This is a genomic window from Cohnella zeiphila (assembly GCF_014212055.1).
GTDB classification, from domain to species: Bacteria; Bacillota; Bacilli; order Paenibacillales; family Paenibacillaceae; genus Cohnella; species Cohnella zeiphila.
In genome coordinates this window covers 1-15,512 of record NZ_JACJVO010000052.1, presented here as the reverse complement: position 1 = coordinate 15,512, position 15,512 = coordinate 1, and the positions used below count along the sequence as shown (strand labels likewise).

General features: G+C 59.6%; 14 protein-coding genes. 10 read left to right on the top strand and 4 right to left on the bottom strand.

Going from position 1 to position 15,512, the window contains the following annotated elements; genetic code table 11:
• The first annotated feature begins 83 nt into the window (after positions 1-83).
• From H7C18_RS32520 to sigJ, 6 genes are all read left to right on the top strand, one after another.
• Positions 84-1,001, top strand: coding sequence for a M15 family metallopeptidase (locus tag H7C18_RS32520; RefSeq protein WP_238358114.1), 918 nt, complete (start codon positions 84-86; stop codon positions 999-1,001).
• Positions 1,002-1,396: 395 nt separating this feature from the next.
• Positions 1,397-2,530: a glycosyltransferase family 4 protein gene (locus H7C18_RS32515; protein WP_185133300.1), complete on the top strand. Its 1,134-nt coding sequence runs from the start codon at positions 1,397-1,399 to the stop codon at positions 2,528-2,530.
• Positions 2,527-3,522 carry a phosphotransferase gene (locus H7C18_RS32510; RefSeq protein ID WP_185133299.1) on the top strand — a complete coding sequence of 332 codons (996 nt, stop codon included), beginning with the start codon at positions 2,527-2,529 and terminating at the stop codon, positions 3,520-3,522. The genes H7C18_RS32515 and H7C18_RS32510 overlap by 4 nt, the downstream gene beginning before the upstream one ends.
• Before the next feature lie 19 nt (positions 3,523-3,541).
• Positions 3,542-4,651: a glycosyltransferase gene (locus tag H7C18_RS32505; RefSeq protein ID WP_185133298.1), complete on the top strand. Its 1,110-nt coding sequence runs from the start codon at positions 3,542-3,544 to the stop codon at positions 4,649-4,651.
• Positions 4,652-4,753: 102 nt separating this feature from the next.
• Positions 4,754-5,500 (top strand): SDR family oxidoreductase, encoded by a 747-nt coding sequence (locus H7C18_RS32500; protein WP_185133297.1) that lies wholly within the window; start codon positions 4,754-4,756, stop codon positions 5,498-5,500.
• Position 5,501: 1 nt separating this feature from the next.
• Entirely contained in the window at positions 5,502-6,458 is a 957-nt protein-coding gene (sigJ, locus tag H7C18_RS32495) for an RNA polymerase sigma factor SigJ (protein WP_185133296.1), read from the top strand.
• A gap of 104 nt (positions 6,459-6,562) precedes the next feature.
• Here sigJ and H7C18_RS32490 read toward each other — a convergent pair whose 3' ends face one another.
• A complete protein-coding gene (locus tag H7C18_RS32490; protein ID WP_185133295.1) occupies positions 6,563-7,267 on the bottom strand; it encodes a TioE family transcriptional regulator in 705 nt (234 codons plus the stop codon).
• 223 nt (positions 7,268-7,490) lie between these two features.
• Between H7C18_RS32490 and H7C18_RS32485 the strand changes: the two genes are divergently transcribed.
• Positions 7,491-7,913 (top strand): GNAT family N-acetyltransferase, encoded by a 423-nt coding sequence (locus H7C18_RS32485; protein ID WP_185133294.1) that lies wholly within the window; start codon positions 7,491-7,493, stop codon positions 7,911-7,913.
• The gene (gene uvrA, locus H7C18_RS32480; protein ID WP_185133293.1) at positions 7,910-10,408 is read left to right on the top strand and encodes an excinuclease ABC subunit UvrA; all 2,499 of its coding nucleotides are present in this window, start codon (positions 7,910-7,912) and stop codon (positions 10,406-10,408) included. Before H7C18_RS32485 ends, uvrA begins: the two co-directional genes overlap by 4 nt.
• Positions 10,409-10,466: 58 nt before the next feature.
• Here uvrA and H7C18_RS32475 read toward each other — a convergent pair whose 3' ends face one another.
• Positions 10,467-11,294, bottom strand: coding sequence for a phytanoyl-CoA dioxygenase family protein (locus H7C18_RS32475; protein WP_185133292.1), 828 nt, complete (start codon positions 11,292-11,294; stop codon positions 10,467-10,469).
• Positions 11,295-11,480: 186 nt separating this feature from the next.
• Between H7C18_RS32475 and H7C18_RS32470 the strand changes: the two genes are divergently transcribed.
• Entirely contained in the window at positions 11,481-12,359 is an 879-nt protein-coding gene (locus tag H7C18_RS32470) for an AraC family transcriptional regulator (RefSeq protein ID WP_185133291.1), read from the top strand.
• Between the two features lie 109 nt (positions 12,360-12,468).
• Here the strand turns inward: H7C18_RS32470 and H7C18_RS32465 are convergent, their stop codons facing one another.
• The gene (locus H7C18_RS32465) at positions 12,469-12,873 is read right to left on the bottom strand and encodes an SRPBCC family protein (RefSeq protein WP_185133290.1); all 405 of its coding nucleotides are present in this window, start codon (positions 12,871-12,873) and stop codon (positions 12,469-12,471) included.
• A gap of 74 nt (positions 12,874-12,947) precedes the next feature.
• A complete protein-coding gene (locus H7C18_RS32460) occupies positions 12,948-14,402 on the bottom strand; it encodes an MFS transporter (protein WP_185133289.1) in 1,455 nt (484 codons plus the stop codon).
• A 152-nt stretch (positions 14,403-14,554) separates the two neighbouring features.
• On the opposite strand from H7C18_RS32460, the gene H7C18_RS32455 reads away from it, so the two are divergent.
• Entirely contained in the window at positions 14,555-15,445 is an 891-nt protein-coding gene (locus H7C18_RS32455) for a LysR family transcriptional regulator (protein ID WP_185133288.1), read from the top strand.
• Positions 15,446-15,512 lie beyond the last annotated feature (67 nt).

The window sequence follows — 15,512 nt, the reverse complement described above, 5'->3', positions numbered from 1 at the left end:
GAGCCGGAGGCAAAATGACTCGCAACCTCCATTGAACTTATTCCGTCTAAGGTAGAAACGGATTTATCGAAAAGGAGAACGTTATGCGAAACAAGCTGTTGTCCCTCATGCTGGCAGCGTCCGTCGTCGCCTTGACGGCATGCGGCGCGAACGATAACGGAGGCGCGGCATCGTCCGGAGCGCCGAGCGAAAGCGCGGCGGCAAGCCCGTCTTCGTCCGGCGCAGCCAGCCCTTCCGGTTCCGAAGAGGCCAGCCCGCCTGCGTCGGACGCAAGTCCGCCCGCTTCGGACGAGCCTTCGGCTTCGGCACCGTCCGCAAGCAGCGGCAGCTCCGGCACGAAGACCGACGTCCCGGGCAAGAGCTCCGATTCGTCCGGCGACGATCCCGCCGATATCGCCACCGTCGCCGAGCCGGAGTCCGTCACCGTGCTGGTCAATAAGCAAAACAAGCTGCCCGATGACTACGATCCGAGCGACCTCGTCTACCCCGACGTCCGCTTCACGTTCACGGAGAAGATCGAGAAGCGCGAGATGCGCAAGGTAGCCGCCGACGCGCTGGAGAAGCTGTTCGCAGCCGCCGACAAGGACGACGTTCCGCTTGCCGGCGTCTCCGCGTACCGTTCGTTCGCCCGGCAGAAGTCGCTTTTTGAAGCATACGTCAAAAAAGACGGCCTGGAGAAAGCCCGCACCTACAGCGCATACCCCGGAACGAGCGAGCATGAGACCGGCCTTGCGATCGACGTCTCCGGCTCCGACGGGAAATGCGCCGCCACCGACTGCTTCGCCGGCACGAAGGAAGCGAAATGGCTCGCCGAGCACTCTTACGAATACGGATTTATCATTCGCTATCCGGAGGGCAAGGAAGACATTACCGGCTACAAATACGAGCCGTGGCACCTCCGCTACGTCGGACTGGACGCGGCCAAGGAAATGCACGACAAGGATGTCACCCTGGAAGAGTATACGAATGCGCTCGCCGTATCCGGATCGGCCGGCGGATGAACGCGCACCGCCTGGAGTCGGCTCTGGAAGCCGGCTCTTTTCTATTGCGCGGCTAATTGGGTTTCGTGACCTCCCCGCCGATCCGTTCGGGGCCCAAGCAAGCTCCGGGGATCGGACGTTTAGACCCCGCGAGCTAAACTGTTCACCCCCTACGGATGTGGTGACATTGTTTTTACTGTCCATTTTTTTGCTTATTTTCACGGAGAAAATGCCTGATTTTTAATGGTCATTTGCCGTTGCAAGGATGGACAGATTGAATAATTTTACATGAGTCGAACATAAATCCAGGTTTCACGGGTTGCAAAAGATCGACCCGCTCGATTTCGGAGATATTGAGCCAAGATGATAACAGTATTCAGAAATTGATTTCTCGGAGGAGATCGAGGAGGGAATCCATGGAAGAAAAAAGACAACTAAAAGCATGGGTCCTGTCTTATGAGTATCAACCCAGAATAATCGGCGGATTAGGGATCGTTGCCACTCGCTTAACGAAAGCGCTGAGTAAAGCAGGCGGGAAAGTCACGGTGCTATGCGCCGGGAGTTCCAATCAATTAACGAAAACGAATCCGAATAGCAATTTAAGCATTCTAAGGCTTCCCAAAAATTCACGATACTTTAGTCGAACCAAACAAAGCTTTAAAGCTTCATCCATCCTGCGATTGGCATCTAGAATGGGCTGCATGAAACCGAATGTCATTCATGTGCATAGCACGGAATTTGCCGACACCGCGAAACTAGCCGGAGATCAATTCCGCATTCCAATTGTCTATACATGCCACTCCATGGTATCTCAGGGCATCTATTCTCCATGGGGGAAAAATCAAACCAAATTGTTTCGGATCTCAAGACGAATCGTGGTGCCTAGCAACTGGCTGGCAAAGGCGACTAAGAAACGTTACCCTAAACTCGCCAAAGCAAAAATAGCTGTCATTCCTCACGGCGTAAAATCAGTATCGAAGAAGTCGCACGGCGCTCGGACAAATTTACTTTATGTGGGTAGATTAATCCCCTCAAAAGGGGTCGAGTCTTTGCTTAAAGCGATTGCGCTCTTATCTCGAAATCAGGATCGCGTTCGTTTAACGATTATGGGTAGCGGTAAAAAAAGCTATCAAAAAAAACTGCGAACCCTTGCAAGTCAACTTGGCATTGCAAAGCGAATTCGTTGGATCAAAAGCAGACCGCATAACAAGATACAACGGATGTATGCTTCTTACGGGGCCGTTATTGTACCAAGCAAAACAGAATCGTTCTGCTTAGTCGCCTTGGAAGCAATGGCAAACGGCGTGCCGCTTGTTTCTACAAGATCAGGAGGGTTACAGGAATTCGTAAGCATAAGAAATGCGCAAATCATTCGTACCGTCAGCAGTAAAGGAATCGCCCAAGCGATCAAACAATTTTGGAACAATCCTTCCCAAACAAGAAAGCGTGTTATCAACGCCCGATCTACTGCCGCTCAGTATAAGTGGCCTGCTATTGCCGCCCGATATCAATCATTGTTTAGGCATCTTAAAAAGGAGACCGTACAATGAATGTGCCCGCTATTGTAAAGCGATTCGGGATGAACGCAAGCAAGCAAAAAAAAATCCGCAAAGGAATTTATCGAATTGCAGCCGCGAATGGTAAAACATATAGTTTAAAGCGAATGCCCAAGCGAGTTACTCGATTACGGTGGATAGACCGAGTCTTGTTGAAAGTTCGGCAAAAAGGTTTACTTGTGGCCTGGCGTGATCCACAAACACCAGAGGGACGAAAACCATACGCCGTTTCGCCCAAGGGAGAGCTCTTCGTCTTAACGCCTTGGATCTCAGGGAGAAAGCCATCCCCCCGTTCTTTGATCGATATGCGAGCATGCGGCATCGCGTTAGCGCGCTTTCATAAGGCTGGCCGTGCAGGTCTAAAAGGGAAATTTGCTTATAGTGCGATTGGAACTTGGCCCTCAACCTTACGAACCCGAGAACGATTCATTAAAAAGAAGATTGTAAAAGCCAAAAGAAACGGATTTCGTTTGCCGATTAGCCGGTTTCTCCAGCAAAACGGACCGGAAATTTTACGCTATGCAAGCATGGCGAAAAGTTTGCTAGGAACCAGCGGATATCAATCCTACCGCCGAAATCCGCGTAAAACAGCGGTATTATGTCATGGGGATGGCGGTCCCAGCAATTTCATTCTAAATAAAAAAGGCACGTACCTGATCGATTTCGAGACTTTGCATGTCGATTTGCGGGCATACGATTTGTACAGGGTCATTTATAATTCATGCAAAGATTATCAATGGGATTTTTCGATCGCGAAGGCGATTCTGGACGGTTATCGTCAGGTTTCGAGACTGAAAAGGAGCGATTACAGACTTATTGAGGTCTGGTTGCGCTTCCCGCTCACAACCTATTTAGTATTATCCCCTTTCAAAAGATTCCCCTTAACAAAAAGTTGGTTGCAATGGGCGCTTAAATCCGAAAGAAGAATCGGTCCTTTTTTGAAGAAAATGAACAACTACGCCAAAAGGAATAGCTCAACAGCCTAGGAAGAGCCCGGAGGTAAGTATGAGAATCCTCATGTTGGTGAGACGACTGAGTATAGGGGGTACCGAAAAATACATCCTTACCCTATCCCGAAATATAATATCAAAAGGAATTCCGGTTGGCGTTGCAGCCAAGAGAGGTCCTCTCGCAAGCTCGTTTAAAAGAGCGGGAATTACCGTTCATTATCTTTCCTCGAGGAAAAAAACATTGATGAATCGAGTATCGACCCTATCGTCGATCATTGCCAAAGGGAAGTACAATGCCGTACATGCGCATGATTCGTCATCGTTTCTTCAAGCAGCCACCTTATCCAGCCATACCAAAGTTCCATTGATTGCAAGTGTTCATGGTATCTATCATAAACGTTCCACATTGCTTAAGGTGGCGAGAACTTCGAATCGATTAATCGCGGTTTCACCCAGGCTGAAAAACTGGCTCGTCAAGCTTCGTATTCCGGCAAAGAAAATCCGAATGATTCCAAACGGCATTGACACGAAAATTTTCCACCCTGCATCAAACAAATACAAATACAAATACAGAAAAGCGCTGCATCTGCCGCGACATGCTCAAATTGTTGTTTATGCCGGCAGATTTTCTCCCGACAAATACTCGATCGCAAAAAAAGTGATATTAGCGGCGAAGCATGTTGCCGCGAGTTCCCCGAACTTTATCGTGGTACTGTATGGACCCAGATCCCGACAGCCGAGGCTTCTTCGACTGGCGGCTCAAGTTAACCGTCGCCTTGGCAGACATGTTGTATGGATCCGTCCGCCACTGACCAATATCCAGCATGCTTATTACGCAGCGGATGTTATAGTGGGAACAGGCCGGGTCGCACTCGAAGCGATGGGATGCGGCCGGCCGGTTGTCGCTGCGGGTATTGCGGGATATTGCGGAATCATGCGTCCTCGAAATATCACGAGAAGCATTCAATGTCACTTCGGCGATCACGGAGCTTTTGTCCCAATCTCGGTCAGAAGACTTTCAACGGATCTCAAAAGAATATTACATCATCCGGCTCAAGCCCGAGTGCTCGGAAAATTCGGCGCTGCAACAGTAAAACGGAAATTTTCCATATCGAAAGTCGGATCTCGAATATCTCATATCTATCGGGAAGTGACTTCTCTCTGATGTCCGCTTTTATGACCCCGATCGCTGCCATATACATCCCATGTCACACTTTCGCCTGCAGCGCCGTCCTTCAAGTGATAAGCTCATGAGGAGGAATGACGGATGAAAGTGGCGATTGTCGGAGGTACCGGGATGCTCGGGCGCCACGTGAGCCGGGAGCTGCGAGCGCGGGGGCACGAGGCGCGGGCGCTTAGCCGCAGCTCTGAGGAATATCCGGTCGATCTGACGACGGGCGAAGGGCTGGAAGCCGCGCTCGGCGGCTGCGACGCCGTCGTGGACGCCAGCAACAACGCGACGTCGAAAGCCGCGACCGTGCTGGTGGAAGGGACGCGCCATCTGCTCGCGGCGGAGCGGTCGGCGGGAATCGGTCATCACGTCTGCGTATCGATCGTCGGCTGCGAGCGGGTGCCGTTCGGCTACTTCAAGGCCAAGGCGGATCAAGAGCGCGAGGTGGAGGGGGGTCCGGTTCCGTGGAGCATCGTGCGCGCTACCCAGTTCCATGAATATGTACGGGCGCTCTTCGAGCAGGCCGGACGCTGGAAAGTGGTGCCGAAGCTGGACGCGCCGCTGCAGACGGTCGCAGTCGCCGAAGTCGCCCGGGCGGTTGCGGATGTCGTGGAAGGCGGACCGCTCGCGGGACGCCTCGAAATCGCCGGACCCGAGATCATCGGCGCCGGAGAGCTCGCCCGCATCTGGCGCCGGGTGACCGGCCGGCGCGCGCTGCTGCTTCCCGTGCCCCTGCCCGGCAAGCTCGGCCAGGCGCTGCGATCGGGCGCCGCGACGCAGCGGCAGCCTCATATCACGGGATCGACCCGGTTCGAAGCCTGGCTCAAAGCGGAGGGAAGATAACATGGGAAGCGAATTCGATTCGGCGGAGCGCGGGAAGCCATTAATGAAGGAAGGCGACTTGCTTCGCCTGTTCGAGGAACAGCGGCCGCGCCTGCAAAGGGTGGCATATGCGATCGTCGGCTCTCACGCCGAAGCGGAGGATTGCGTGCAGGAAGCGTGGCTGCGGCTGCAGCGGGTGAAAGATCCCGCTGAGATCCGCGATCTGGCGGCGTTCCTGACGACGACGGTCGGCCGCCTGGCGCTGGACGCCCTGGGCAGCGCCCGCGTCCGGCGGGAGCAGTACGTCGGAACGTGGCTGCCCGAGCCGCTCGTGGAAGAATGGGACGCCGGCGATCCGGCCGAGCGGATCGCGCTCGACGAATCGGTGAGCATGGCGCTCCTGGTCGTGCTGGAGCGGCTCTCCGCGGCGGAGCGGACCGCGTTCCTGCTGCATGACGTGTTCGGCCTGTCTTTCGACGAGGTCGCAAGCGTCGTCAACCGCTCGCCCGCCGCCGTCCGCAAGCTGGCTTCCAGAGCCCGTACCCATGTGGAGGAAGGAAGGCCGCGGTTTGCGCCGACGCATGCCGAGCAGCGCGAGCTGGTGACGGCCTTTGCGGCCGCCTGTCAGGAAGGCGATCTGGAGAAGCTCGTCTCGCTGCTCGACCCCGAAGTCGTCTGGCGCGGCGACGGCGGCGGCAAGGTACCGGCGCTGGCCCGGACGCTTCAAGGCTCGGAGACGGTCGCCCGCGCGCTGCTCGGATTCTCGCAAAGGGCGTTCCGCGGCGGCCGCATCGCGATCGTCAACGGCGCGCCGGGCCTCGTGCTGAACGATCCCGACGACGTGCTGACCGTAATCTCCTTCACCGTGGACGGCGGTCGAATTGCCGCCATCGACGCGATCCGCAATCCCGACAAGCTGACCTCCGTCCCGGTGCCGGACCGCGTCGTCGGGCTGCCGAATCGAACCCCCCTGCAATGAGGATTCCCCTGCCGCAAAGAAAGCCGCGCCGGCGCGGCTTTTTTTGCGTCCGGCGTCCGCTCCGCAGTCCTACTTCGGTCCGTTCCGCGAACGCCGGACGACGCCTACGGGCGCTCCAGCACATGGCTCAGCGCAACCAGCTCATAGACGCCTTCGAACTGCATGCGGTTGCGCTCGTTGATTCTCCGCAGGGCGTCTTTCGCCACTTTCCTCGCCTGCTCCACGTTCTGATGCTCCAGCGACCGGACAAGATCCTTTATATGATCCAGAAAATACACCGTTCTGCGAAGGGTACGGATGAGCAGGATTTGCCGGATATGCGTCGGCGTGAACAGCCGGTACCCGTTCTCGGGATCCCGCTCCGGAATGAGCAGCCCTTCCCGTTCCCAGTGCCGGATCGCCGACGTGCGGACGTTGGTCAGCTCGGCAGCCTCGCCGATCGTCATGCGGGCTTTCAGCTTGCGGCTGGGCGCGAGCGGAAGCTGCGGGTCGCTGAGCAGCGCGACCGTCTGATCGGCGGCAGCCCTCTCCTGCTGCAGTTGAGCCTGCTCCCGGCCGATCAGCCAGAACGCGGCGTCCGGATCTCCGCCGCTCATGTGGCGGAGAGCCTGGCAGGCGACCGAGACGCCGAAGCCGGCGAACAGCGAGCGCAGGCAGCGGAAATAAGCGAAGTGCACGTGCGTGTACTGGCGGTACCCGCTCGCGGAACGCTCCGGCGCCGGAACGACGCCCCAGGCTTCATAATGCCGCAGCGCGCTCGTACTGACGCCGAGCTCCCGTGCGATCTCGATCGGCTTGTAGTAACGCATGCTTCCGCCCTCCTTTTGACCCCGAGATCCGCTCTTACGATAACAGACGTTCTCTTCCGTTGCAAACACTCGAGAAAAAGATTGAAGTGCACGTGCTAAGGTTTATCCGATCGAAGGCCTGATCCCACCGTCCGAAATTCCGTCCGCCTTATCACTTGCATCCGTGTTGTAGGATAAGGGATGTACGATCGCTTTCCAGCATCGGAAGGAGGAGATGGAACGAATGGAAATGAAGCACGAGATGCCCGGCGCACGGGAATTCGCGGAGTGGAGAACCGCCGCGGGCCTCGGGACGACAAGCGAGGCGGCGGCGGGCGAGGCCCTGGCCCGCTCCCTATTCGCGGTCACGGCGAGGGACGAAGACGGACGGCTGATCGGAATGGGGCGTATCGTCGGCGATGGAAGTTTGTACAACCGGATCGTCGATGTGGGGGCGCTGCCTTCACAGCGAGGCGAAGGCTTGGAGGAGACGGTGTTGAAGGAACTTCTCTCCTTCCTCGGCCGGACCGTTCCCCCGGATGCGGAGCTGACGGTTCTGGCGGACGTTGTCTCGATTCCTTTTTATCAGAAGCACGGGTTCAGACTGATATATCCCGACCTGTACGGCATGGCGAGAATACGCATGGAAACGGAGGAAAGCCGATGAACGATGCGATCGAAATCCGGGGCGCTCGGGAAAACAACCTTCGGAACGTCACGCTGCGCATTCCCAAAAGCAAGCTGGTCGTCCTGACCGGCCCTTCCGGTTCCGGCAAGTCGACGCTGGCCCTCGACACGCTGCAGCGGGAATGCCAGCGCCAGTACATGGAGTCGATGGGAATGACCGCGGACACCGTCGCCAAGCCGAAGGTCGACGCGATCGTCGGCCTGTCCCCTTCGATCAGCGTCGGCCAGCACGTGACGAACCGCAACCCGCGTTCGACCGTCGGCACGGTCACGGATATTTACACGTATTTGCGCGTCATTTACGAGAAGCTGGGCGAACGGCCGTGTCCGCGCTGCGGAACGCGCTTCGTGCCTGCGCCGGACGCCGGAGCGGACTTCGGCGACCCGGAGGAAGCAGGGCCGTCGTCCGCGGTGCGGTGCCCGCATTGCGGCGAAGCGGCGGAGCGATGGACGCGCCGGCACTTCTCGTTCAATACGCCGGAGGGCGCCTGCGGGACGTGCGACGGGCTTGGCCATACGGTCCGGCTGAACGCGGATGCGGTGTTCGACCCGGAGCGAAGCTTGCGGGACGGCGGCGTTACGATCTGGTACGGCGCGATCGCCCAGTACCACCTTTCCATCCTGACGGCTGCGGCCCGCCATTACGGCCTCCCGTTCGATCCCGGTCAGCCGATCAAGCTTTATGGCGACGCCCTGCGGGACCTGCTGTATTACGGCGTGGAGAGCGAAGCGTTCGCCCGGCACGTTCCCGGCGTCAAGCCGCCCAAATCGGTGAGCTCGGGCAGGTACGAGGGCGTCGTGACCGGCATTTGGCGACGCTATAAGGAGAAAGGCGGAGAGTCCGGCGAAGCGGCGCTGTTCCTGGAGGAGACCTGCTCCTCCTGCCGGGGCGAAAGGCTGAAGGAAGAGATTCGCGCCGTGACGGTCGGAGGCGCCTCCATCGCCGCCGTCTCCGGGTGGTCGCTGCAGGAGGCGGTCACTTGGCTGGAACGGCTGATGGCGCGTCTGCGGCCGGAGGACAAGGAGCAGATCGAGTCGCTGCTGCACGATCTGACGGCCCGGACGCGGCGAATCGTCGACGTCGGCTTGGGCTACCTGACGCTGAACCGGCAGACAGTCTCGCTTTCCGGAGGGGAAGCGCAGCGGCTCCGGCTCGCTTCCGTTCTCGGCTCCGGCCTGACCGGAGTGCTGTACATTCTCGACGAGCCGACGGCCGGTCTTCACCCGCGCGATACGGCGGGTCTCATCCGGGTGCTGAAGCAGCTTCGCGACTTGGGCAATACGGTGCTCGTCATCGAGCATGACGTGGAGATGATGCGCGCGGCCGATCACGTCGTCGATATGGGCCCCGGCGCCGGCAGCCTCGGCGGCCGAGTCGTCGGCGAAGGAACGCTCAGGGAGCTGATGGACAACCCGGATTCGGTGACGGGAACGTTCCTGCGCGAAGAAAGCGAACGAGCCGGACCGTGGAAGCGGAGGTCCGGCAATGGCCGGGAACTGACCGTTCGCGGCGCTTATGAACGGAACTTGAAGCATATCGACGTGTCGTTCCCGCTCGGCTGTCTGGCCGCCGTCACCGGCGTGTCCGGCTCCGGCAAATCGACGCTGCTGTTCGATCTCGTCGCCGCGGGGGGCCGGGACGATCAGCTTCGCAACGGCTGCCTCGGCATTGCCGGCTTCGACGCCGTCGGCGAGATCGTCACGGTCGATCAATCGCCGATCGGACGGATGAGCCGTTCCAACGTCGCCACCTATACCGACGTCTTCACCGCCGTACGCAACCTGTACGCCCGATTGCCGGAAGCGAAGCGTACCGGGCTGACCGCGAAGGACTTCTCGTTCAACACGCCGGGCGGGCGATGCGAGCATTGCCAGGGCCTCGGCACCGTGCCGGTGGACATGTTCTTCCTCCCCGGCCTGGAAGCCCGCTGTCCGGTTTGCCGGGGCAGGCGGTTCAAGGACGAGGTGCTGCGCGTCGCCTACAACGGACTGTCGATCTCCGACTTGCTGGATCTGACCGTGCAGGAAAGTTTGCCCCTACTGCGAGGACATGCCAAAATCGCCGACCCGATCGCCCTGCTCGCCGAGGTGGGACTCGGCTACCTTCAATGGGGCCAATCGGTCCGGACGCTGTCGGGCGGGGAAGGCCAGCGGCTCCGGCTGGCCAAGGAGCTGAGCGGCAAGGCGAGAAGCCGCACGCTCTACTTGCTGGACGAGCCGACGACCGGGCTCCATCCGCGGGATACCCGGCAGCTGCTCGTCCTGCTGAACCGGCTCGTCGACGCCGGCCATTCCGTCATTGTCGTGGAGCACAACCTTGACGTCATCCGCGCCTGCGACTGGGTCGTCGACATCGGCCCCGAGGGCGGCAGCGAGGGCGGCGAGGTCGTCGCCGCGGGCACGCCGGAAGCGGTCGCCGCCTCCTATCGCTCCCATACCGGGCGGTTCCTGCGCGAAGCGCTGGCATTTCGCTAGACTCGCCGACCTCTCCTCTCGCCGACCGCCGGTCGGCGAAGGGGTTCGGGCCTCTCTGTCATTTCGAAGAGTAAACGAGCGGATTGAGCGGGCTGGCGGCGAGGTCCCCGGGGTTCAGACCGGGAAACCACCCCTTCAGATCGTTGCGGCGCGCGTTGCTGTCGGGCTCGGCGATCCGAAGACCGTCCGCGATATAGATGACCGTCATCACCTTCCGCATCCGATCCGTCGGATTGCCGGGCGCGCTGTGCAGCGTCCAGCCCGCATGGAAGGTCGCATCGCCGGCGGCCAGAGCGCCGTAATTGACTTCTTCCATCCCTCTCCCCTTGACGAATTCGCCCAGCGTCCGATGCGATTCGTCCGAGATGACCATCTTGCTGATATACCCCAGGAGATGGGATTCGGAGGCGAACGTCATGGAACCGATCTCTTCCGAGACGGGCACGAGCGGCATCCACATCGTGATCGTCTTATCGGTATCCAGCGGCCAGTAGATCTGATCCTGATGCCAAGGCGTATGGCCGCCGCCCGGCTCCTTGTACAAAGCCTGGTCGTGATAAATCCGCACGCCGTCCACGCCCATCAGATCGGCCGCTATCTTGGCGAATCTTCTGGCCAGCGTAAACCGGGCGACCTGCGGGCTGCTCTGCCACAAATTCCCGATCTGAATGAACGCTTTCCCGTACGTGTCCCGCTCTTCCAGCGGCTTGTCTTGGTTGTTGCGCCTTCTCACTTCTTCGCTGATGAGCGGCTCGAACGCTTCGATCTCCAGCGAAGACGCCACGTTCCGAAGGAGCACATGTCCTTTCCTGCGATAATGGTCTACTTGTTCCGAGGTCAGCTCCCGTTCGTCGTCCAGCGAAGGCAGCGTTTGCGCATCGGCCATTCCGTCTCTCCTCTTTCCGAATAAAATATTGTTCAATCCTCTTCTCCGGCGATTACGGTTCATCGAATCGCCGACTCTGTTTCTCCTTCATCATATTTGGTATGATTGCATTAGTCTTTGTTTGAAATCGCTTGATCGTTTGTCAAAAACGATTTTTCTCGGAAGAGCCGGAAAGGAGCGAGGCCGATGATCCCGCCTTCGATTACGGAGCTGACCGCCGCCAAGCCGATCGTCCCCTATTTCCGCCAAGGCGACCGGGCGGTTCGCAAGCCGTGGAGATCCCCCGAACGGAGGCTTCTCGATTACTGCCTGATCTACGTCGAGAAGGGCAAATGCCGCTTTACGGTCGACGAGCAAGCGTACCTGCCCAAGGCGGGCGATTTCTGCCTCGTCCAGCCGGGAAGTCTCGTGGATCTCGAAGGATTGACGGATACGGCGACGCCGTTTCTCCACTTCGACATGTTCTATCAACCCGGGAGGGAGCTCAGCTTCCCTACCCGGCCGGGACAGATCGACCTGACGCCGTATCTGGCTTACCTGCAGCCGAGAATCAACGACTACGCCGGCATTCACGTTCCCGTCCTTCTGAAGCCCGGAAAACCGGCGCGGTTTCTCGAGATTTTCCTGAAGCTCGTCGATCAATGGCCGTTGAAGGATCCCTCGTCTCAATGGATGACGCAGCAGCTCGGAACCGAGCTCATCGTGTCCATCCTGACGGACCATTATCAGCTGCACGGCCGGGAAGAACAGAGAGACCTGGAGTGGGTTCCTTCCTACTTCTCCTTGCACCTGCGGGAACCGTTATCCGTCGGGATGCTGGCGGAACGGGCGCATCTGTCGCCCTCCTGGTTCAGCAGCGAATTCAAGCGAAGGTACGGCGCGTCGCCGCATCGTTATTTGCTGGAGATGCGGATTCGCCACGCGCAGGAGCTGCTGAGGAGGACGAGCTTCACGCAGGAGGATATCGCCGATTTTTGCGGGTTTAGCGATATCCACCATTTTTCCAAGGCGTTCCGGAAAAAGACCGGCATGACCCCGGGCGCTTGGCGCAGCGGGCAGGCCTGACTCGTACGGATAGGATCCGGAAATCCATCCGCGGATCGACCCCGGCGAAAGGAAGATTGATCCGGAGCGGGACTTCGCGATCCGCAACCGAATCGTCCGATAGGACGGCTTAGAGCCGTTCCAGCACGCGCTTGAGCGTCTGCAGATCCTGCTCCGCGTCCCGGAAGTCCATCGCGTAGGCCGCATCCGGCCGGTCGCTCGGCTGGATGACCGTGAAGATGACGCGGCTGCCCGGACCGTCGGCGACGACGCGCGCGGGATTCAGCAGTTCCGGCCCCGACTCGCCTCTCACGTAATGATCCAGAATGCCGTACGGGTTCCGTTCGGCAAACCGCAGGCTCATCGTCCCCTGCGCCGTCTCGATCTCCCATTCGTCCCCGCTGCGCCGGACCGACCGGCAGAACGACGTGGCCCATTCGGGAAAGTGCTCCGGGTTCGCCGCATAATCGTACACTTCCTCCGGCCGCCGTTCGATCGCGACGCTGATCATTTTCCACTGAAGCCATCCAGGCATGCGCGTTCCCCTCTTTCGGCTTATTACGTCCCTAGGAAAAGGATATGAGCCGCAGCGGCCGGCGAAAACCCGATTTATCCGTTCGGCGCGACCGTTCTTCGGCGAGCGACCGCCGCGAGAAGGCCGACGGCCGCGACGGCGGCGAAGAAGCAGCCCGCCGCGGAGAGGAGAAACGCGTCGTGCATGCCGTCCGCGAACCGCGTCGCGGCATCGCCTCCGCCGATCGACAGCAGCGATGCGGAGGACGAGTCGGGAAGGCGGGCGGAGACGAGCGTTCCCGACAGGGCGACGCCGAACACGGCGCTCAGCTGACGGAACGTGTTGGCCACGCCGGAAGCCGTACCGGCTCTATGCAGCGGTACGGACGCCATGAGCGCGACGGTCGCGGACGAGCCGGCGAACGAGACGCCGATCCCGATGCCGGCCAGCGCCCACGCGTAATCCGCATAGGCGCTTCCCGGCTCCACGGCGGTGAGCGCCATCAGGCTGCCCCCCATCGCGAGCATACCGGCGGGAATCAGAACGGTCGGCGAGACGCGGGCGGCGATCGAGCTCCACGCGAAGGAGGCGATCATGATGCTCACGTTCAAGGATAGGAAGCGGACGCCCGCCCCGGTCGGAGACCACCCCTCGACGTTCTGGAAGTACAGCGTCATCAGGAAGACGATGGCATACAAGCCGAAGAAGCCGAAAAAGTTGACGAAGCAGGCGGCGGTAAACACGGGATTGCGGAACAAGCCGAGCGGCAGCAGCGGTTCCCTGGCCAGCGATTCCCGCAGCAGGAAGGCGGCCAACAGCACCCCGGCGGCGATAAAGCTGCCCATGATGCGCGCGGATCCCCAGCCGAGCGAATGTCCTTCGATCAAGGCGTACGTCAGCGCGCCGACCGCCAGAATGAACAGCGCCTGCCCCGGAACGTCCAGGCTGCGGTCCCGGTTCCGAACGGTCTCCCGTTTGACCGCCAGAAGAATCGCGAAGACGACGATGCCGATCGGAACGTTGATCCAGAAGATGCTCTTCCAGCCGGCCCCTTCCACCAGCCAGCCTCCGGCCAGCGGCCCCACCGCCAAAGCAAGCCCGCCAAGCCCGGCCCAAATGCCGATCGCTTTCGCGCGGGCGGCCGGATCTTCGTACAGGTTGCGAATCATCGCCAGCGAAGCGGGAATCATGAGCGCGCCGAACGCTCCTTGCAGGAAGCGGAACGTGACGAGTTCGTCAATCGAGTTCGCCAGCGCGCAGCAAGCCGAAAAGGCGGTAAAGCCGATCATGCCGATCGCGAACACCCGCTTGTGCCCGATAATGTCCCCGACGGTCCCCGCCATGAGCAGCAGGCACGCGAACGTCAGCGTATAGCCGTCGACGACCCATTGCAGGCTGTTCAGGCCGACCGCCAGCTTCATCTGCATCTCCGGAAGCGCGACGTTCACGATCGTCGCGTCCATATACACCACGAATACCCCCAAGCAAATGAGTGCCATAAACCAGCCGCGTCCGCGAGCGGTTCCGGAAGCTCCTTGTTCCATCGTCATCCAACCTTCCCCTTCGAATTGCCGGCGAACGTTCCGTCCGGCAGCTCCATTGTAAAATTTGACATCTTATTTCGTCTAATTTATTATTTTCATACAAATCATGAATTTCGCGCATATATTGGGGAAAAGCATCCGGAGAGGAGACGAGCGGGATGGAGTGGAATCAGTTGGAGTACTTTTTGACCGTGGCCCAGACTCAGCATGTGACCCGGGCGGCCGAGGCGCTGTCGATCACGCAGCCGGCGCTGAGCCATTCTCTGGCCAAACTGGAGGAGGAGCTGGGGGTGCAGCTGTTCGAACGCAGCGGCCGGAACGTGCAGCTGAACCGCTACGGCCAAATCTTCGCCGCGAGAGTGTCGAGCGCTCTTGGAGAAATTCGCAGAGGCAAAGAAGAGATCGAGGAGCTGACGAACCCGGAATCGGGGGTCGTGTCGCTCGCGTTCGGCAACATTCTGGGGACTCACTACATCCCGGAGCTCATTCACCGGTTCCAGGAGAAGTACCCGAATATCCGCTTCGAGCTGTTCCAAGGCACGTGCTCGTATACGCAGCAGCTGGTCGAGGAAGGCCGCTGCGACCTGAACATTACGTCGCCGAGAAGCGGCGCGGACGGCTTGACGTGGGAGACGCTGTTCGTCGCCGAGCTGTACGCCGCCGTGCCGGCATCGCACCGCCTGGCGGAGAAGGCCGCGATCGGCCTGAAGGAACTGGCGGACGAACCGTTTATCGGCATCCACCGGGATTGCGGCTTGAGAGGCACGATCGACGCCATCAGCCGCGCTTCCCTGTTCGTTCCGCGCGTCAAGTATACGGCGGAAGATTTGCCGACCGTGGCCGGCTTCGTCGCGGCCGGACTGGGGGTCTCGCTGCTGCCCAAATCGCGCGGCCTGATGCTAGACGGCACGCGTTGGCTCAAAATCTCGACGCCCGGCTGCGTGTGCGAAGTGGGGATCGAATGGAAAGAGAAGCGCTACTTGTCCCCGTCCGCGCGCCTCTTCCGGGATTTCGCTTTGGAAATCAGCCGGCTGCGGGAAGCGATCTGATCGGAGGGCGCTGTGCGGTGGCGGCACGACGGGTCGGCGTGATAGTGGATCGACGGGTCGGCGGATT